The sequence below is a fragment of the Streptomyces albus subsp. albus genome (assembly GCF_000725885.1).
Taxonomy (GTDB): Bacteria; Actinomycetota; Actinomycetes; order Streptomycetales; family Streptomycetaceae; genus Streptomyces; species Streptomyces albus.
The window spans coordinates 66,695-88,173 of sequence record NZ_JODR01000024.1 but is presented as its reverse complement, the minus strand read 5'-3'; the positions used below and the strand labels follow the sequence as shown (position 1 = coordinate 88,173).

The window sequence follows — 21,479 nt, the reverse complement described above, 5'->3', positions numbered from 1 at the left end:
GCCGTGGCGGAAGCGCCGTTGTCGCTCATGCTGTCCTCGCTCACTGGGCCGGCTGGCTGACTGCTGGAAATGCTCGGCATGGTCGGTGATACGGGCGCGCCCCCGCGGGCCACCCAGGGTGCCCGCCGCGTCCCCCGAGGCATCCCGTGCCCCGGTACGCCCGGCAGCCCGTGACTCGCTCACCGGGACGAGCCGGGACACCGGGGCGCGGACACCGGGACGAACCGGTCTCCGGACCTCGGGCAACTGATCGAAGAGATCAGACATGCGCATCATCCCTGCGCAGGCGCCCTTACGTCCACCAACTGAGGTGTTCTTGAGGGAGAGGCCACCTCCTCCCGTCACCACGTCCGGTGCCTTCTCCACCGCCACGGTTAGACGGTCGGAACGCGGCCCGGGTTCTCGGGAGGGGCGCCGATCTGCTCGACAACCTCCCGGGCGGGGGCCGCCGCCCCGGCCAGGTACCCGTCGCCGTCCCGTACCAGCAGGACCGAGCGGTCGGCACCGACGCCGTGCTCGGCCACCACTCCGTCCGGTCCCGCGACGGTGACGGCGACGCCCAGCCGGCGGGCGACGGCAGCAGCGAGGGCCGCATCCAGAGCGAGCGCGAGGTCGGGATCGGAGGTGCCGTCGCCGTGGAGGGCCGCCCGCAGCCGGAAGCGCTGCACCGGGGTGAGCGTGAAGCGGGCGAGCGGCAGCTGGTTGCCGCGCAGGATCGCCTCCGTCTGCTGGGCCAGCTCGATCCGCACGCCGGCCGCGGTCAGCATGTCGACGGGGACCTCCGCAGCGTCGTCCAGCGGCGGCAGGTCCGTGTGCGGCAGGTCGTCGTCGGTGACCTGTTCGGCCGCCCAGTCGCGCAGTTCGCCCTCGGCGACCGGCGGTTCCACCCCGGCCTCGCGCAGAGCCTGGGTGAGCGCCGTGCCGAAGGCGTCGCCGGTCCCCTCGGCTGCGCGCAACTCGTAGGAGGTGCGTCCGAGCCGGGCGGTGGACGGTCCGGAGCGTACGTAGTGGCGGTCCGCCGCCGTGTCGCGGCCCGTCCCGTCGTCACCGGCCGGCGTCGGGGCGTGGCTCTCCTCGGAGGCCGTCCCCTCCCCCGCGTCGTGCGTCCCGGATGTGACGGCTCCGGGGGCGGGCGCGACGGGTGCGGCATGGAGGGTGGTCCCGGACACGGTGAGGGAGTACGGCAGAGCCCGGTAGCCGGGGGGCAGCGGGCGGACGTCCCGCACATCGACGCGTGCGAAGTCCGCAGCCGTCAGCGGGTTCCCCGCGGGGTCGGGCTCCAGCGCGATGGTGGTCCGCCCCGTCACCGGGTCCGTGTGGAACGTCGGGGTGCCGTACGCGGCCCACATCGGATGGCCCGCCAGTGCGGCACCCAGGCCCGGCAGGGAGTGCTTCAACGGCTCACCGGGGCGGGGCCGGGAGCGGGGGACCATGAGGACGACGGGATGGCGTTCCGGCAGGACGGCGAGCGTCGGCTCCCGGTACACCAGCTCGGCGATGTCCTCGTGGGGTGCGGGAATGCCGCGCACCTCCACCCGGGTGTCGTCGTGCCGGTCGGCGCGGAAGAGCCAGGGCCGGGTCTGCGGGTCGTCGGCGTGCCAGGGGGCCGGGACCGTGGAGTGGACCACCAGGGTTCCGTCGGGTGCCCGCCGCAGCAGGGTGAGTACGGTCAGGTCGATGTCGAGGGCGCCGGCCGGGCGGCCGGTGACGTCGCGGCCGAGCACCGAACCGCCGTTCCTGTCCGTGAGCAAGGTGGTGGCCGCACGGGCACCGTTCTTCTCCAGGTGGATCTCGGCCAGTTCGCGTACCACACCGGGGTTCTCCCGGCCGCCGGCGAACGCGAGCAGCGCGTAGTGGCGCAGGGTGGCCCGGTGGGCCGGGTCGGGGGCCGCCAGGTGCAGGACGCGCGCGGCGTACCTGTCGATCTCCTGCTCGCCGCCAGTGTCGTGAAGACGGCGCAGCATGTCGTCGGTCTTGATGTGGGCCCACAGCATCCGTGACCGTTCCGCGTCGCCGATCGGCGCGTTGCCGGGCAGGCCGAGGGTCCAGGCGGTGAGGGCGTCCACGTCGGGTCGGCGCATGACGGCCGAGACGGTGTCGGCCAGGGCCGGGAGCGGGACGTACGCGGACAGCGTGGTGCCGGGGGCCTGGGCGATCCGCTGCGCGGCCCGCACCAGCACCTCCCTCATGGCCGCCCGGTCCAGCTTGCGGTCCGGTGGGGCGTGCCGCGCGTGGTCGGCCCTCGCCACCCATGTGAACAGGCTGACGGTGAACAGAGGCATGCGGCGCAGTTCGGGGTCGTTGCGCAGCATCCGGTCGAGCGCCCCCGCGCCGTGCAGCAGGACCGGGTAGGCGGTGTCCTGCTCGATCCGGGTGCCGAACAGGTAGCGCAGCAGCCGGACCAGTCGCAGTGTCCGCTCCCGGACGTGGCCGGGGGCCGGACCGGGACCACTGTGCAGTCCGGCCGTGCGGGCCAGGTCGTCCAGAGCGGTTCCCTCCGGCTCGGCCACGATCCGTTCCAGGCCGAACTCGCCACCCCGGATGTCGTTGTAGACGAGGACGACCGGGCCGTCGGTGTCGCTGAAATAGCGGACCCGGCGCCGGGCCGCGTACGTCACAGGGCGCCGGCCGCCGGTGCCGTTGGCGTTCCACTGGGCCTCGGCGGAGACGGCGAGCGGGTCGGGCACGTAGGGCGGCGGCCCGGAACCGCCGTGATACCCCTCGCCGTTCTGCTGCGCACCGAAGCAGATGATCTTCACCAGTGGGTCCGCGTCCCGCTTGGCGCGCAGACTCGGCCGCCGCCCCAGCGCCCCGGTGGACCAGGGACCGCTGGTGACCGCTGTTCCGCCGCGCAGCTCCCAGTAGGTGGCGCCGGGGCCTCCGTGCTTGATCTCGAAGTACGGCGTGGCGCCGGGATGGTCCCGCAGCCAGGGCAGTGGGACCGGCCGGCTGATCGAGTGGGTGGCGGAGTCGTAATGGGCGAAGTGCGTCATCGAGGCCGCTTGCAGTGCCAGCAGGGTGCGGGAACGCAGTTGGGCGGGGTCCTCGGCCAGCGAAACGGACAGATGACCGGTGGAACGGTGGTCCCGTCCGATGACGGGCAGGGAGACCACCCGCTGTTCCCACTCCGCGCCCCCCGGCAGCGGCGCCGGCGGCAGGGTCGGATCGCTGAGCAGCCAGCCCCCGATGATCCCCTGGCCCTCGGTGACGTCGACGCCGATGCCCAGCCGGCCGGGCTGGTCCGGCAGGAACCCGAAGAGTACGAAGCCGCTGGTGGACCACACTTCCCGGCCGAGGCCGACGGCAGTGCCGCGCGACAGAAGCGTATCCCCGGCCGCGGCCAGCGACACGAGCATCAGCAGCGGTACGCCGCTCGGCAGCTGCCGCAGCACCGGGTCCATGGGGAGCAGTTCGCTCACGATCTCGCGCCGTGCCTCGGCCACGAACCCGTTCCGGCCGCGCACCGTGACCGTTTCCAGGGTGCCGTCGGCCACCAGCGTGTACGGTGTCGGGCCGCCGCTCCACCCCGCGGGGATGGGCGCCTGGAGCGAGACGGTGCCGTCCGGCCGCCGGATCGCCAAGTGGGCGGTGTTCACGTCGATCGGCACGTTCATCGGCCGGTCGGTCCAGTTGATGCCGCTGACGCCGTTCGGAGTGGTGAAGCGCATCCCGGCGTCGAGCGCACCCCGCGACAGCAGGTGGAAGGCGCCCAGTTGAGCGAGACGCCTGGCATGCGCCGTGGCCGGGTCGGCCGCCAGCCGGAGGAGTTCGGTGTACTCGGCCGGGCCGACGGGGGCGTTCGCGTCGAGACTGAACACATACCGCGCGAGCGCACGCAGATCCAGCGGCCCGCCGCGCAGCGCGGGGACGCCCGCGCGCAGGGCGTTGAGCCGCCGCAGGGCCCCCAGTGCGGCCGGGCGCGGCTGTCCGTAGAGCTGCAGCATGATCGCGTGGTAGTGCGCCTCCGCGTCATAGGCGGTCGTGGGCCCGGGTGCGGCGGGCGGGTTGGCCCACGGCTGCCCGGTGCTGTGCCCGGGGGTGGAGAAGGGCGCCGGTGCGCCGCTCATCCAGCCGCGCACCGTCAGGCCGCCGGGGCCCTGGGCGGTCAGGGCCGTTCCGGCCGGGACGTAGGCGCCGCGCTCCCAGGCGCGCAGGGCGGCGAAGCTCTGGGTCAGGGTGTACCGGGACAGTTCCAGATGGGTGCCCAGCTGGCCGGCGGCGGCGACCATGGCGAACGGCAGCGCCTGGGTGAGGGGCATCCCGGGTGGGCTGTACGAGGCGACCAGTGGCCGCAGACGCTCCCACGTCAACGGGGAGCGGTCGCCCTGGGCCGCCCGTACGCCGTCGAGCAGGCGGAAGCCGGACAGCAGCGCTTCGAAGGCGGCGGTGTCGTCCTCCAGCCGCGGCCCGTAGACCAGCCGGACCGCCCGCACCCAGCGCAGCACGTCCTGGCCGCGGCTCCGGTCGCCGGTGACCCTGCGGGCCAGCCGGGCGAGCTGGGGGGAGGTCGGTTCGGGGCGGAACCCGGCCCACCAGTCGCCCTCGGCGAGTCCGAACCGCGGTCCGGCGTGGCTGTCGGCGGGCAGGATGTGCGGCTCCCGGCCCAGGCCGGAGGTCCACACCCAGCGGTCCCAGGCGTTGGCCATCAGCTGGCCGGCGATCGGGTGCTCCAGCGGGTCGTGCGGGGGCGGCCCCGCCACGTCGGCGCCCAGGACGACGGCGGCGGTCTTCCTCGGGAGGGCGATCAGGTCGGGGTCGGCGGCGAAGAGGTAGTCGAGCACGGCGTTGTAGTCGACCGCCGCTTCCGCACCGTTCTGGAGCCCGAGCCGGGCCGAGGCGGCGTCGCCGCTGAGGCCCACCAGGTACGCCTTGTGGAACGGCAGAGCGAGAGGGGCGCTCTCCGGTACGACCAGCCCTGCGGGGCTGCGGTACTGCTGGGACCACAGCATGGTCGTGTACGCCTTGACCTCGGGCAGCAGGCCGTAGGTGTTCTGGCGGCCGTCCCAGTCCCGGGCCGGGCGCGAGGAGAAGCCCACGGGATCGCCCTCCTCGGGCTCCGTGTGCTTCACCCGGCTCACCTGGTCCACCAGCACCCGCCTTCCGTCCAGGGCGGGGATGTCCCTGTTCCAGTGGATCCGTCTCGGCAGATGCCCGGGGTCGGCGAGGAGGCTCAGGGCGCGGCGCGCGGCATCCACGGTCTGCCGGACGCGGGCGTGTTCTTCCCGTGGCACTTCGGGGAACAGGTCGATGGCCGTGCGGACGGCCCCTTCGAGCTGACGGCGGAGACCGTCGGGCAGCGGGATGCCCAGGGCGTAGGCGCCCAGCGCCGCGGCGAGGTTGTGTGCGTCGTACTCGGACAGCGGTCGCCTGCTCCGCCGTCCGGCGCTCGGCATGCCGTCCTTTGCCAACGCCAGGAACGGGGCGAGTTCCCGCACCACGATGTTGCCCAGGATGCGCCCGACCGCTCGGCGCAGCACCTCGTCGGAGAGCGGGACCGCCGACTCCACGGCCCGCTGGTAGGTCTCGCGGCTGAACTCCGCGAGTTCATACAGGACGTCCCTGATCTCCTCATGGGTCATCAACTGGTCGGTGATGCCGTAGTGCCGCAGTTCCTCCAAGAGCAGGGGGACCGCCAGGCGGCCCTGGTCGGTGTCCAACTCCCGGTAGTCCTCCATCCCGACGGTCTCGTACTGGCCGACCGTCCGTCCCCGCGATGTCCGGCCGGTCAGCGCAGCGGTCAGGTGTTCGCGCACCGTCGGTGTGTCCTCGCGGACGACGTCGAGGAAGTTCTCGGGGAACCGCTCTCCGAACATGTTCTGGTAGACGGTCAACGTCTGGGTCATCTTCTCGGCCGCCGCTGCGGTGATCTCGTCGTGGTGCCCGTCGAGGAACTCACGGATCCGCCTCCCCATGCTCAGCAGCGTGCGGTCGAACGGGTGCCGGGACGCCACCGGCAGCATGTTCTTGACCAGTCCCGCACCGGCCATGCCCCTGGCGACGCTGACCAAGTCGTTGGCCGGCGTGGCGGTGACATGCCCGAACAGCAGCCAGCCGTAGCCCCACATCTTGTCGACGTCCGGAACGGCCGAGAGGAACGGCATGAGTTCTACGGGTGCCTCGTGGCCGGTGGTGTCAACGACGAACTGCTGGGCGAGCCAGCGGCCGAATGCCTTCCCGGCGAAGAGCATCGGCATGGTCATCGGCAGCGTCAGCCGCCGCGCAGCAAGGTCCTGGAGACCTCGCAGGCCGACGGCGGGAACGCCATCGGTGGGCTGCACGTAGACACGGCCGTTGTAGCCGGGAGGGTGGGGGAAGATCCTGGCGCGCTTGCCGCCCTCGGCCACCTCCCAGCCGGGCAGGCCCTCCAAGAGGGACTCCAGCGGCACCCCGCCCGGGTAGTTGTCCGCGAGGCTCAGGCGCTGCCTCAACTGTGTGAGCTCGGCCATCCCCTCTTCCAGCGACTGCCGCCGCTCGCCCGGGAGGACGGCCATCGCGTCGACGACGATCTCACCGATGGAGAACCCCGCTGGGAAAGGTTGACGCGCGCCCTGCGGAACCTCGGGCCTGCTGGTGATGTCGAAGAGTTCATTGGTGTCGGGAACGCGCCAGAAGGCCGTTGTGTCAGCCACCAGCGACAGGCCGGGGCCCCACGCCAGCGCCATCCCCTGGCGCACCTCCCCGCTGATGGCGAACACGTAGCGTTCCTCGGCCTCCAGGCCGACGGCGCCGTAGTCGCGCCCGGTGGGGCGGTCGACCACCGCGTGGGCCGGGGACGAGGACTCGGGAACCTCGGGCAGCGCGTCCGCCAGGACGTGTCCGGCCCGGTCGACCACCACGGCCCGCGCCTCGACGGGGGCGAGGTCGGGCGGGGTCGCCGACACGCGGCGGCCCTCGGCCGCCGCCGGGTCCACCGCCACGACGCCGTTCCGCCCGCCCAGGTGGTAGGCGGCCCACGCGTGCCCCAGCTCGCCGCCCTGGCGCCGCGCCAGCACGAGCGCCGCCGCGCCCGGTCCGGCTTCTGCCACCGCGCGCGCCACCGCGTCCCAGCTGCGCACCGGGCGCCAGCCCGGTCCGGCCACCAGCTTGGAGGCCGCCGCGTCCGGACCGGGGAGTGCCGCCGCGTCGTCCACCGTGCCGGCGACGCGTACTCCGCCCGGGTACAGCGCGTCGCGCAGGCCGGCCACCAGCGTCAGGCACCGCCGCACGGTCAGGGCGCTCACCGGGAGGGTTTCGCCCAGCCGGCGTGCCACCCCTTCCAACTGCCGCCGGGTGAGCACCGGGCGGGCCGCCTGGGGGGTGGTCAGCCGCCGGGCCGTGGCCGCCCGCTGGTCCGCCGCCGCGTCCCGCACGGTGCCGTCCTGCGGCGTGGTGACGGCCGTCTCCTGGGCCGGCGGCGTCACCTCGACGGACGGCACCGGCATCTCGGACGCCCAGCCGTGCAACGGTCCGGGGGTGAAGGGCAGATGGACGGTGCCGGCCCCGGTGCGCAGGACGAGTTCGACGGGCCGCCGCGCACGGTCGGTGGCGCGGGCCGCCGCGTCGAGGGCGAGCCGGATGTCGGCGGGGAGGACGGCGGCCCCCTGGACGTTCAGTGCCTGGTCGGGGTCGGTGCCGTCGAGGAGGGCACGGCGGACGGCGGTCAGCGTCCGCCACGTCCCGGGAGTCGCCTCACCGGTGTCCAGCCACACCTGGACGCGCGCGTCCTGCTCGGCGAAGGTCCCGGCGAGCCGGTCGCCGAACTCCTTGGAGGACAGCGCCCGCCAGTCGTGCAGGCCGTGCCCGGCGAGGGCGGCCGGGATGTCGTAGACGCCCGGCGACGGGCGGGCCGGGCCGAGCCCCAGACCGAGCACGTCCTCCAGGGTGGGCCGCAGCACGGCGTTGCCGGTGACCCAGCGGGTGCCGTCCGGGCCGCTGACCTCCAGCACGGCGTGCGCGGTCACCGTGAAGCCGAGGACGCCGCTGTCGTCGGGCTCGCCCTCACTGTTCTCGGAGGCGGGCGTGCCGTACTTGAGGACCTCACGGCGGAAGCTGGTGCCCCCGGTGGCGTGGCCGGCGCCCATGGTCTCGCCCGCCACCGGGACGGTCCCGGAGAGGGAGTCGGTGTTGCCGCCGGTCAGCCCGCCCGTGAGCGGGGCGGTCACCGACGGGCTGACGGTGCGGCTGCCGGTCGTGGCGTAGGTGCTGACGGTGGTGCGCAGCCGCTGGGAGAGCACCTGTCGGCTGGTGGTCTCCACCTGCGGCCGGTAAAGGGCCAGTTTGATCCCCGCGGAGCCGCCGGAGGGCTCGTCTCCGGTGAAGCGGGACGCCTGCGCGGGCGTCAGCGTGATCCGGCCGCGCCGCACGAGGTCGCCGAGCCGGCGCATGGTGGCCTCGGCGGAGGTGGCCGTCTTCGGCAGGTGCTCGTGGCGCAGCTCAGGGTCGACCTGGCGCAGCGCGTCGGCCAGTTCCTCCATGGCGTCGAAGTCGTACACGGTGACCGGACCGGCCGGGTTCCACCGCCCGGTGCCGGACAGCCGCCGGCGTTCCGCACCGGCGGGCGACGCGCCGCCTACGCCGGCCGCCGGGGCGGCGACGGGCCGGGGGTCGGCCCGGTGGACGTCCGGTGTGATCAGCACCGGCGGCGGCGCGGGCAGCTCGGGCGTCCCGTCCTCGTTGCGGCGCGGGGCCTCGCTGCCGGGGAACCGCAGCGTGACGGTGACGGGAACGACGGACGTGCCGGAGGCGTCCGACGGGGACGCCGGGGCGGGGGTACGCGTGGTACCGGTCGTGGTGGTGCTCGCGTCCCGGCCCAGCGCCCGGTCCATCCAGCGGGTCAGCCCGGCCGTGTCGGCCGCCGACAGCGCGCCGTCGAGGAGCCGCCGCGTCAGCTCCCCCAGCGAGGCGATGCGGTTGCTCAGGAAGCCCAGCGCCGACTCGTCCAGCCGGCTGGAGGTGACCTCGACCCGGTACTGGTACGCCACCTGGAACTGCGCGGCGGGCCGGAAGGTGCGCGGCCACTCCTGGTGGTTGCGGGTCACCGTGCGGGAGACGCCGCGACTGCCCGTACCCGTGAAGGACGCCGAGGCACCGGCGCTGCCGGTCCGCTCCGTGCCCGGCAGCAGCGTGAAGCCGCCCGTGCCGCCGAGTGTGAGGGTGAACCCGGTGCTGCGGGACAGGCTGTGGGTGAGCGCCGTCCCCGCCGCGGAGTTGATGTTCTCCAGCCCCACCAGAGGCAGCAGCACGCCTTGCAGCGACGCCAGGTCGGTGCCCGGTGCGGGGCGGGCGTTGAGCGCCACCTCCACCAGGTGCAGGCCGGTGCGGCCCCGGTAGGGGAAGTGGAAGCGCCGCCAGTGGCCGGACCCGCCCGCGGCCAGTGCGCGCAGACCGGTCAGGGCGCCCGCCTCCGCGATGCGCGCGTCGAGCCCGCGGACGTGCCGGCCGCGCCCCGGGGTGAGGGCGTCGGGTGCCTCGCGCTCCACGGCGGCGCGGATCGCCTCGGTGAAGTCGTCCAGCGAGCCGGCCGGCAGCGCGTCGGGCACGGTGGCCAGCCCCAGCGACCGGCCGCCGGAGCGGGCGAAGTACCGCGGCAGCAGCCGGTCCATGGGCAGCGCCGACGGTTCCAGCCCGGCCAGCCGTGACAGGTGCGCGTCCAGCCGGACCAGGCTCTCGGGGAGCCAGAAGACGACACCGCCGGGAACGGTCACGGTGTACGCCGCCGAACTGTGCGGCCCCACGCCGACGGCGTTGGCGACCGCGTTGCGGTGCCCCTTGCGCAGCAGTACGACATAGGTGGCGTCCGCCCGGAAACCGTGGAACGGGTTCTTCGGGTGCGCGGTGGTGCTGATGCGGTCGGTGAAGGCAGAGTCGGTGTCCGTCCGGCCGCGGCTGACGGCGAGATTGCGGCCTCCGCTGCCCGAGACGCTGCCGGGGCGCCCGCCGCTGTGCGAGCCGGTCACTCCCGTGGAGACCTGTTCGGAGTGGCCGGAGGTGGTGCCGCGCCAGGCGGAGTCGGTGGTGGTGAGGTCGTTCTCGGCCCAGGTGGAGCCGTCCGGGTTCGCCGCGAGGTGGCCCACGCCCTCGTGGACCGCGTTGTGCAGGAAGCCGCGGATCTCGCCCTGGAGTTCGGTGCCGAGCAGTGAGCCGGCGGTGTCCGCGTCGATGATGTGGCCGCCGCGGAAGATCTGCGGCGCACGGGAGATCAGGCCGGTCGCGGACAGGCCGGCCCGCAGCACCTCCTGGACGGGGCCCTCAACGTCCGTCACCGACGTGCCGACGGTCATGTCCTTGAGCCGGCGGGCGGGTTCGCCGAGGGCGGTGAGGACCGAGGGCAGGTGGGTGAGCAGGTCGGAGCCCTGCGCGGCGGCCCAGCGCAGGATGCGGGCCAGCGGGCCGGGCTCGCCGTCCTGGGCGGCCTGCGGGTCGAGGCCGGCCAGCAGTTTACGGAACACGCCGGTCAGCGCCCCGCTGCCCATCGCGACGTTGACGTGGGCGACGCCGGGCAGCAGCAGCGCGTCCTGCGGGCGCAGACCGGAGGCGTCGGGGGTCATCCGCGCCTTGCGGAAGTCCGCGTCCGTCGCCCGCCGGACGGTGACCGGGCCCAGCGGGGCCGCGGGGGCGTCGAGGGTGCGGGTCAGCGGGAGGGCGACGGAGACGATGCCGTCCTCGGGCGCGAACGTGGCCAGCGGGACGTCGCCGTTGCCCGAGAAGACGTTCATGACGAACGTGCCGGGGATGTGGAAGACCCCGAGCCCGGACTGCGCGTAGGTGAGCATGTCGAGGCTGTGGGAGGCGGCCGTCCCGGAGGTGTCGCCGGTGAGCTGGCGAGTGGCGGAAGCGCTGGTGGGGATGCCGCCGGCCACCGTCCAGTCGTGCGGGGCCGGGCCGCTGACCTCGGCGGAGAAGTCGCCGAACAGCGACTGGCTGGAGCCGCGCGACTCGCTGCCGACGGTCGCCATGCCGTTGGCGTTCATCACCGACCAGCCCGGCAGGTTCTTCACGTGCCGGGGCGAGGTGCCGTCCGCCGGCCGTACGGACAGATCGGCACCGACCCGCCACACGCCGTGGGCGAGGGGAAGGTCGAAGTGGAGCGGGTGGCCGCCGTCCATGATCGAGCCGAGAGCGCCGCGCAGCCCGATCTGGGACCTGGCGAGGGTCAGCTTGCGGGAGTTGGCCAGCCACGCCGTGAGGATCGCGTTGTCGTCGCCCAGCCACTCCAGGCGCTGCCGCTGTGAGGGCGGCAGGAAGCCCATCGTGCGCAGCAGTGTCTCCAACTGGTCGAAGAGCGGCGCGGTGCCGGTGACCTTCAGCGGGGTGGCGTTGACGCCCAGCGACCGCAGGGCCGCCAGCTCGGGCGGCAGGTGGCGTTCCTCGCCGGGCGGGACGGGGGTGCCCGCGGCGTCGGCCATGGTCGGCACCCGCATGGACTGCCCGCCGGGGCTGTGCAGTTCGACGGGCTCGGTCCGGCCGCCCTTGGGGAGCACCAGCACGGCGGTGTAGGTGATGTCCGCGTCCGTCAGCAGGTGCGGGTTCTCGCTGACGAGGCTGAACCAGTCGTAGGCGGTGCCGCCCGAGTTGAGGGTGCGGGTCCGCTGGTGCTTGTAGCCGCCGCCGAAGACGAAGTTGCCGTCCGGGCTGGGGGCACCCTGGAAGGTGGTGGTGAGGGTGAACTCCGCCTTCTCCGCGTTGGTCACCGTCAGTGCGGTCTTGGCGCCGATCAGATGCAGCAGGTCCGTCTCCAGGACGCCTCTGGTGCTGCTGCGCGCCAGCGCGTCCTGGCTGAAGGAGTTGATCCGGGCTGAGACCTCCAGATAGCCCAGCGGCTCCCCGGCGCGGTCCAGCAGGATCGGCGAGGGGTAGGCCGAGGCCAGCATGAGCATGAGGCCGGTGCGCCGGTCGTTCTCGTCCAGGAACGTACGCAGTGCCGCGGCGGACTCGTCCGACATCCGGCGCAGGTGCGGGCGCAGTTCGTCCGCGGCCACGAACGTGTCGAACAGTTCGGAGGGGTTGCGGACGGTGTCCACCCGGTACAGCGGCAGTTCCTCGGTGACGGTCCGCGGGTCCGCCGGGATGTCGTGCGGGGAGACCGGGCCGAAGGGGCGCGGCGGCATGCCCTGCGTGAGGTAGTGCGGGAACCACGCGGTCAGCCGGCCCGGCGAGGTCTCGGGGCGGCTCCAGTGCTCCTCCGCGTGCGGTGACGGCGCCGTGGGAGCCGGCGCGGGCACGGCCGTGAACTGCCAGCGCATCCCGTACTCGAAGGCGTGCGAGGGCTCCGAGGAGAACGCCAGCGCGGACATCGCGGTGTAGTTCTCCGGGATCGTCACCACGACGCCCTGCTGGTTGTGCGTCAGCGTGAACTTCGGGGTGAACGTCTGCGAGCCCACCGCCGGATTGCGCACATCGACGACGGGCCAGGTACGGCCGTAGGACAGTGGCAGGCTCCGGACGTTCCCGGTGGTGAGGGTGTCACTGGTGTCGACGCCCGTCCGGTTGCGCTCCTCGACGTTGACGCGCCGCCCCTCGTCGGTGTCCTCGGACATCGTGGGGGCGGGCCGGTGGCCGAAGAACTCGACCCGCGCCGACACCTGGTAGCTGCGGCCCCGGTAGGTGACGGTGCGGGACATGCCCTTGGGGCCCAGCAGGTGCGGCAGCGCGTCCAGCAGTCCGTCACCGTCGTACTGGGCGGCGATGTCCTGGCCGAGCGCCTCGGCGCCACCCGTGTCCTGGGCCTCCGGGTCGGGGGCCGGCTGCTGGAGGGCGGCCCGGGCACGGACGGCGCTCCCCAGTCGCTCGTGCAGCCAGCGGACGGCTTCCGCCGGGAACGGCATGACGTGCACGGCGCCCTGGAGGCCACGGTGTCCGTGGCCGAATCCCGCGACGAGCGCGGAGCGGGCCGGATCGGTGGACGCGTCGGTGTCCGGCTGCCCGTTCGGGTCGGGGTTCGGGTCCGGGTCTGGGTCCGGGCCCGGGTCCGGGTCCGGGTCCGGGTCCGGGTCCGGTGCAGGGTCCGGCTCCGGTGCGGGGTCCGGGTCGGGGCCCGGGGCCGGGGCGGGGTCGGTGGGGGCGGTCGCCGACGGGGCCGGCAGCGTGTCCAGGCCGACGGAGCCGGCGGGCTCCACACCGGCCGGGTCCTGCGTGGCCCGGTCGTGCGCGGTGTTCGTGGTGCGACCGGTGTCCGTGGAACCGTCGGCGTCCGTGGTGCGACCTGTGTCCGTGGTGCCGCCGGGGCCCGCGGCCGGCGACGAGGGCGGGGCCGGGAGCGGGACCGCGGTGGGGTGCTGTGCATCCGCTTCGTCCCCCGCGGGCGTGCCCGGCAGGGCCGGTGCGGTCGCCGTCTCCGGTGCGGCCGATGCGGTCGGCGCCTCGGCGGGGCGCTCCTGCGCGGTCGCCGCCGGGGCGGCGCCCCCGTAAGTGGCGCCGAGCGCGCTCGGTGCCGGGGCCGGGTCGAACGGCACGGTGGCCGGCAGGAGGTGGTGCGGCTTGGTGAGCGCCCAGTCGGAGACATTCGGCCGTCTCCCCCACGCGTCCGGCGCGATGCAGACGGTGAACCTGCGGGAGCCCGGGTGACGGTGAATGCCGGTCCGGCCGTAGGTGGCCCACACCCACCGGCCCGAGTTCCGCACGGCCTGCCCGGCCGCGGTGTCCACGACGGGCACCCCGCCCGGGGGCCGGGCGCCGTCGCCTATCAGAAGGATGTCAGCTTTGGGGGAGGTCTCGTGCACCGCGGGGTCGCGGAAGACCAGTTCACCGAACTCCTCCGGCGGCACCGTGGCGCCCAGGTGGCCGCCGTCGAAGACATACAGGAACGGCGCCGGACGGTCCTTCGCGTACCAGGGCGCCGGGACGGTGCCGACCTCGACGAGCTGCCCGTCCGGCCCGTGGTCCAGCAGCGTGACGACGCTGGGGTCGAAGTCGCCGTCCAGCCCGGCCGAACCATGGCGCAGGTCCCGGCCGTTGACCGCGCCCGAGCCGTTGCGGCCCAGTGTGCTGTCCGACAGGGCGCCCTGGCTCTCCAGGTGGTAGGCGGCGATTTCGGGGAGGGTGAAGCGGCCTGCGGCCAGCGCCTTGCCGGCCAGCTCCACGGCCTCGTCGAACCGCGCGGGGTCGGGGCGGTCGAGGTGCAGCACAGTGGCGGCGAACCGTCCGGGGTCCTGAACGGTGTCCAGCAGTTCCCGCAGCCTGACGTCGGCCCACAGCATCCGGGACAGCTCCGCCTCGCCGACCCGCTCCCCCGGCCCGAGGTCCAGGAGCGCGCGGGCCGCCGCCTCGGCCATCGGCGTCCCGGCGGCGGGCAGCCTGCTCAACGCGGCCACCACATGTGGCAGCGCGACGAAACGGGTGAGAGGACGCGGACGGGCCTGCCAAGCCGCGTCGGCCCAGCCGAGCACGTCCCGGATCCGCTCGGGGGTGACGGGCGCGGCGGAGGCGGACGCCGGGCCGAAACCGAGCACGACCCTCTCCAGGAGGTCGAGGGTGAACAGGCGGGCGCCGTCGCGGTTCAGCCCGGGGTCGCGTTCGCGCATGAGATCGAGTGCGCCGATGCCCCTGAGCAGGTCCGGGTAGTCGGGCCGGTCGTCGATGTCGGGGTCGGCGAAGACCTCGCGCAGCGCACACACCAGCCGCAGCGCCCGCTGCCGGACCGCCTCGGTGGCGGGACCCGGGCCGTGGTGGAGTCCCGCCATGCGGGCCCGCTCGTCGAGCGCGGCACCCTCCGGCTCCGGTTGGAACTTCACCAGCTCGGCGCCCTCGCCGCGCACGTTGCTCAGCATGACGACGGTCACGGGGCTACCCAGTTTCGCCGACACGTCAATCTTGAGGCGGGGCGCGTACACCGTCGCCCCGTTTTGGTTGGCCACCCGCTGTCCGACGGGCCTCACCGCGAGCGGGTCGGGCACGAACGGCAGCGGACCGACGGTCTCCCCGGTCACGACACCGCCGATGCCCGGCCGTGCCGCGGAGAAGCAGATGATCAGCGCGCGGTCCGGCAACGACGGGAGGCGGGAGAACCAGTGGGCCAGGGCGTGGGCGTGCTCGCTGCCGCTCATCCTGAGCGGCCCGTCCACGCCCTCCCAGGCCACGGAGTCCGGCAGGCCGTGCTGGGCGGCGAAGCCGGTCCGGCCGATCTGCCAGGGCACGTTGCGAGGTGCGCTCATCTTGCCGAGCTGGGTGTCGTAGGTCATGTACGAGGTCACCGACGGCAGCAGCATGGCGTTCGCCAGCCGCGCCCGGCCGCCGTCAGGGTCGATGGCCGTGTCGACCGAGACGAAGCCGGTCATCCAGCCGTCCGCCGTGGCGATCGGGAAGATGTCCACTGCCCGCTCCCAGTCCGGCCGCGCTGTGTACGGGCCCGCCGGGTCCGGGACGCTCAGCACGAAGCTGCCCCGCGGCCGGCCCGGCTCGTCGACCAGCCCGAAGACCGGGCCCGAGGTCCCTGACGGCGGGAGCATCACCGCGGGGACGCCGCTGGTGGCCACCACGTTGCGGTCGAGCCTGGTGGCGACCGTCGAGGGTCCGGTGACCGAGCGGGCGAAACCGGGGACCTGCATGGCCACGGGAACGTCCCACGGCTGGGCCGACAGCACCTGGTCGAGGGCCAGCAGTTCGGCCAGCACCTCGGCCGGCACGTCACGTTCGAATCCGGCGCGGCCCCGCACCCGGACCTGCCGCCCGCCGGAGGCCACCAGCAGGTAGGCACCGGGCCGGCCCGGTGCCATGGCCCACAGCGCCGGGCCGACCTCGCCGACGGTGCTGCCCTGCGACTCGTCCGTCCGCACAGCGGTGCTGGTCATGTCGAGGTCGGCCGGGACGAGGGTGTCGGTCCAGTTGAGTCCGCGCCGCCGGCCCTGCGCATCCGTGAGGCGGAACCGGTCGTCCAGCGCGCCGCGCCGCACCAGGTACAGCGCGGTGAGCCCCGCGAGAGAGCGGGCGTTGTGGCCCTCCGGGGTGGATGCCAGCCGGTACACCTCGGCGCGCTGTGCGCCGGTCACCCGCTCCTGCGGGGTGAGCAGCAGGACGCGGCGGACGAGCCGGTCCATGTCGAACGGGCGGTCGCGCAGTTCGGGGTCGGCCGCCCACAGCGCCTCGATCCGGGCCTGGGCGAGCTGCTGCTGCGGCGAGGGACCGGCCGGGAACGGCGCGACGTAGGGCTGGGCGGTGCGGTGGTCCGCACCGCGCCGTTTGCCGCCGCGGCGTACGGCACCGCGCCGTCCACCGTCGGGGCGCCCTCCGGAGGGCCGGTCGTCGTGGGCGTGCGCGCGCCGTGCGATCCCGAGAGCCCCACCACGGGGGCGACCGCTGTAGGAGGAGCCCGGGTCGATGACGGGGGTGCCGGCGGGAGGCGCGGCGAGGGGCACGGAAGCTGCCGGGTCGGCGACGAGGCGGGGGCTCGCGTCGCTGCCCTCGTAGTGTTCGGTACCGGCCGCCGGGCGGCCGGATTCGGTCACCCCGCTGCGGTAGAACAGCTCGATCTCCCACGTGGCGTCCTCGGGACCGATCCCCGGCCGCAGCCCGCGCCGGACCGTCTGCCCATCAGCCCGGTGCTGGGACCAGGCCAGGGTCATCCGGACACCGAAGGCGTGGGCCAGCAGGTGGGGGAAGGTGTCGCCGACGTCGGTGTGCCAGCGGTTGCCCCAGTCGAGGACAGCGGAGCGCAGACCGGCCAGTTCGGTGTCGGTCAGCGGGGTGTGCCGCAGCACCAGGTCGCGCATCTCGCCCAGCAGTCCGTGGGCGCTGGGGAAGCGGCTCTGGTCGGGTACGGCGACTCCCAGCCCGGTCAGCCGGGTCACCAGTTCCACCTCGTCCATCGTGTCCACGTCTGCGGCCGGCCCGTCGGGCGCGGTGCTGCGGTACTGGAGGACGATCTCGACGGGGAGCCGGTCCTGGTTGCGCGTCAGGTAGTCGGCGATGAAATCGCGCATGGCGCCGAGGACATGGCGGTCCGTCCGGCTGGGCGTCCCTCCCCTCGCCAGTTCGGTGCGGACAGCGCCGGGGTCGGACAGCCAGGCGTGCGCGTCCCGGTCGTCGGCGGACCGGTCGGGCCGGGAGAGGGCGGGCAGGCGGTCCCGGACCAGCAACGGGTTGCCGGCCAGGAACGCGTGCAGCATGCAGTTGCCGTCCCCGGCCACCGGCAACGGCCGTCCCCGGGCCCAGCCCGGGGTGCTGCCGACGGGCACCGTCATGATCGGCGCCGTGGCCGGCCGGACGGAGGCCGCCGCCGTCGTGGCTGCCGCGGTCGCCGCCGCGCTGGGCGCCGTCTGCGCGGATGTCGCCGCACTCGGCGCCGTCCGGGCGGATGTCGTGGCCGTCGAGTCCGTGACGGCGGTGGACGAGGCTGCGGTGGCCGACGTGTCCGTGACGGCGGTGGACGAGGCCGCCGTGGCCGATGTGTCCCCGACCGCGGGGGACGTGGCCGCCGCCGGTGCGGGCGTCACCGTCGGCGACGGCGAGGGGGTGGTCTCCGCGGAACCGGCCACCGTCGCGGGCGTGACGGGCGCCGTGGAGGGGGCCGCCGACGGGGAAGCGGCGAGCGCGGGCGTGGTGCCCGTCGTCCCGGGCGTCTCCGCTGCCGGGAGTGTCGCGGCCGGCGGTATCCGGCGCTGCCGCTTGGCGGCCGGTGCCGTACGGGCCGACAGTGCCGGGCGCTTGGCCCCTGCCCGGGGACGGGGACGGCGCGGCCCGGCACCGGTGGTCCGGGCGCCTTCGGCGGTGGCCGGGCCCGCGGTGAGGATGTCGGTGACGGTGCGTTGCCGGCCCCAGGCGTCCGGGGACAGGGCGATGGTGGCCCGGCCCTCCTCGTCGACGAGGAAGTCCATCCGGCCATACGCGGAGTGCGTCCTGGCGTCGGTGCTCCGCGTGACCGCGTCCAGCACCGTCTCGACCCCCGCACCCGTCGTCTCGGGGTCGGTGACCGGCAGCAGGAGGACGATGTCGCCGTCGTGCGGGCGCGCCGGGTCGATGTGGACGAGGTGGGCGACGTCCTCCGCCGGGACGCGGCCGGACAGCAGTGCCTCGCCCAGGGGTCCGGCGACCCTGACCACCCAGGGTTGCGGCCCGCCCCGCCGGTACCAGGGGGCCGCCTCGGTCTCGTCGAAAATGAGGCGCCTGTCGGGTCCGACGCCGACGACGGTGACCTCGCTCGGGTCGAGGTTCATGGCGTCGAGGCGCACGTCCAGGTCGCGGCCCACAGGTGAACCGTCGGGACGGCGGATGATCCGCTCCGGGGTCAGCACGCCCTGCGTGGCCAGGTGGAAGGCGCCCAGCCGCACGCTGCTGCCCAGGTCCACCTCGGCGTGCGAGGCCCGCTCCAGCAGGCGCAGCAGCCGGGGGCGCTGCGCCGGTTCGGGGGCGCCCAGGTGCAGGACGCGGGCGGCGAAGGCGTCCACGTCCCAGCCGAAGTCGCGTACGGCCCTCGCCCCGCGCCGGTCCAGTACGAACCCGGCCAGCACCGCGAGGCTGGGCACGGCGGCCATCTCGGGCGCCCGCGCGGCGTCCAGCAGCACGGCGCGGTGCGTCTCGGTCACCACGGCGTCGGGCGGCAGCAGCAGGACGTGGCGGGCCACCGCGTCCAGGTCGAACGGGCCGCCCTCCAGCGCGGGAACGTCCTCCCGCAGCGTGTCCAGCCGCTCCAGGGCGTCCCGCAGTTCGGTCCGGCCGGGTTGCGGCGCAGGGCTCCGGGTGCCGGCCGGGGCCGGGGTCGTGCCCGGGCCGAACGGCACGCCCTGGTTGACCGGCACGGTGCCGCCGCTTCCGGCCGGTGCGGGCTTCGGCCGGCCCTTGCCGCCGGGCGGGCCGGACGGTTCCATGACCACGACCGGCGGGAGCGGCGCGGGCCGGGTCGGCTCCGGGGGCGGGGCCGTGCTGGTGCTCGGGGTCGGCCGGGTGGTCCGGAAGTCGAACACGCGCGGGTTGCCGGAGCCACGCGGGACCGCCGCGAGGAAGTCGCCGCCGCGCTCGTACAGGACGATGGCGTTGCCGCCGTCCTCGGAGGCGGTGCCGAAGGTGTCGATCGTGCCGTTCTCGTGCACGAACGTCACGTGCAGGTCCATGCCTTCGGCGACGAGGCGGGCGGCGAGCATGGCCGTGTCCCGGTTCCAGCGGCGGGCGGCCCGCAACTGCGCGCGGACCAGGTCCCGCACCTGGTCGGGTGTCGGCCGCAGGGAGCGGGGCAACCGCCCGCCGTCGCGTTCCAGTTCGCGGCGCAGGCCGTCGGGCAGCGGGCTGCCGAATCCGGCCTCTTCCAGTTCCTCCGCGGTGTAGGTGGCGCGCGGGTCGAGCCGGACGTCGGCCGGCAGCGTGGCGGTGTCCAGCAGTTCGGCCAGGTCGTCGACGACCCCGAAGCCCTCGCCGGTCCGCGGGTCGGCGCCCAGGGCGACGGCGACGGCGGAGTAGAAGAGGTTGCCGTCCCCGATGCCGGTCCTGACCAGGTCGTAGACGAAGCCGTCGGGGTCGGTCAGCGTCCGGTGGTCGGTGGCCGCGTCGAACTTGGGCTGGTCCTTGTAGGTCGCCTCGTCCAGTCCCTCCCAGGTCCACGGGCGGGTGGCGTGTGCGGTCAGCAGGGATTCGTCCACCGGGGGCTGCGGCTTGGGCGGGGGCGGCGGCCCCTCGGCCACGGCGCGCGCCTCGACGCCCTGGAAGTGCCCGTCGGCCAGGTACAGCACGACACGCTCGGCGTCGTCGGCGAGCGGGCGGCTTGGATCGGGCGGGAAGTCCTGGTAGGTGCCGTCCTCCCTGACGACCCGGACCCCCACCCCGTAGCGCCGGGCCGCGAGCGCGGGCAACAGGTCGGCGGCGCTGTGGTTCCAGCCGGTCTCGTCGGCGGCGTCGGCGGCGCGCCGCAGTTGGGCAGCGGCGAGCCCGCGGCGCTGGTCGGGGCTCAGCGGCTGGTAGCGCCGGTCCGGGGAGGGCCGGTCACCGGCCGAGTGCGGGATGACGCCGAGGGCGTCGAACTCCCTGCGCTGCGGGGTGTCGGTGCCCAGGTCGAGGGCGGCGGCGTCCAGTTCGGCGGAGGTGAAGGTGTCGGTCTCGTCCGGGGAGAAGTAGGCCAGCAGCGGCGACTCGGGCGGCAGCGCCTCCACCGTGTCGGCGAACGCGCGGCGCAGCGCGGCGGCGTCGAGCGCGGTGCCGTCGGTGTGGGTGCGGGCGGCGGGCAGCGCCTGCTGGAGGGCGCGGAAGAAGGAGTTGTCCGCCCCGACGTCGCGCAGCCGGTGGGTGGTCCCCTCCGGGGAACGCAGGGCGGGTACGCCGTCGTCGAGTGCGGTCACCAGGGCGTAGCGCGGCGGGTCGGCGGGCGGCTCCTCCCGGGACGTCCCGTCCTCGGTGCCCGGACTCTGCTGGGTGCCGGTGCTGGTGCCGGGACCTGTGCCAGTACCCGTTGTGCCCGTGCCGGTCGTACCCGTGCCGGTCGTACCCGTGCCGGCCGTGCCGGAGGCAGCGGTCCCGGTGGTCCCGGAGGCGGTCGTGCCGGGCACGGTGGTCCCGGGCGCGGCCGTACCGTCTGCGGTGGCGGTCTCCGCGACCGTGGTGACCGCCGTGGCGGCGGCTTCCTTCTCGGGGTCCTCGGGGTCCTCGGGGATCGTCTCCAGCCCGCCCGGCGTCAGCTTGGGCGGCACGGGGGTGTCCGCCAGGTCCGTCACCGTCGGCTCGGGCACCCCGCCGCGTGTCGGGACGGCGCCCTCCTCGGCGCTCGGCGGGTCCTCGGGCAGCCGGTACCACCGGGTCAGCCGGTCGGTCTGGGCCCGCAGACGGTGGAGGTTCGCCGCTGCCTGCTCGGCCTTGGTCTCCTGCTCGGCGATCTCCGTCAAGCGTGTGTCCAGGGCCTGCACCGCCGACCGGTACGCGCGGGCCGCGGCGTGTGCGGCGTCCCGCGCGCTCGCCACACTGCCGTCCGCCGCGGCGCGCCGGGCGTCGAACTCCCGCCGCGCTTCCGCCGCCAGCCGGTCGTGCTCCGTACGACGGATCGAGGCGACCAGGGCGTTCGCCTCGTCCAGTGCCTGCCGGGTCGTCTCGATACGGGCTTCGGCGGCGGCGCGTTCCGGTGCCGGGGTGGTGTCCGTCAGGCCGTGCAGCAGGCTGTCCCGGTGGTCCTGTGCCGCGCGGGCGGCCCGGTCGAGCGCGGAGCGCAGCGTGCCGGCCACCGGGTCCGGGAAGTCCGCGGGCGGCTGTCGGAGTGCCACGCGGGCCGCGGCCATAGCCGCACGGAAGTCCTGGCCGGCCGCTGTCCGTTCCGCCCGTGCGGCCCGTTCGGCGAGCCGGCGTTCCTGCCGGGCGACGGCGCGTGCCGCGCGGGTGGCCTCGACGGTCTCCCGCAGGTCGGGCAGGTCGCGGCGCAGCTCCCAGTACTTGCCGTCCTCGTCGGCCCAGGTCTTGGCCGCGTCCTTGACCTTGTCCCAGGCCTTGGCGACCGTCTCGGGGAAGTTCTCGTCGGTGATCAGCCCGAGCTGCCGGGCGACGTCCTCACGCACCCAGGCCACGACGTGCGTCTGTGCCTCGACGGCCTGCGGGCCCGG

At 74.7% G+C, this 21,479-nt stretch carries 1 protein-coding gene (cut by a window edge); it reads right to left on the bottom strand.

Annotation, left to right across the window (positions count from 1 at the left end; translation table 11 throughout):
* Positions 1–374: 374 nt before the first annotated feature.
* Positions 375–21,479: the 3' portion of a lonely Cys domain-containing protein gene (locus tag IO40_RS34090; protein WP_033229825.1), read on the bottom strand. 13,080 nt of this gene lie beyond the right edge of the window; only the last 21,105 of its 34,185 coding nucleotides appear in the window; the start codon falls outside the window, past its right edge; its stop codon occupies positions 375–377.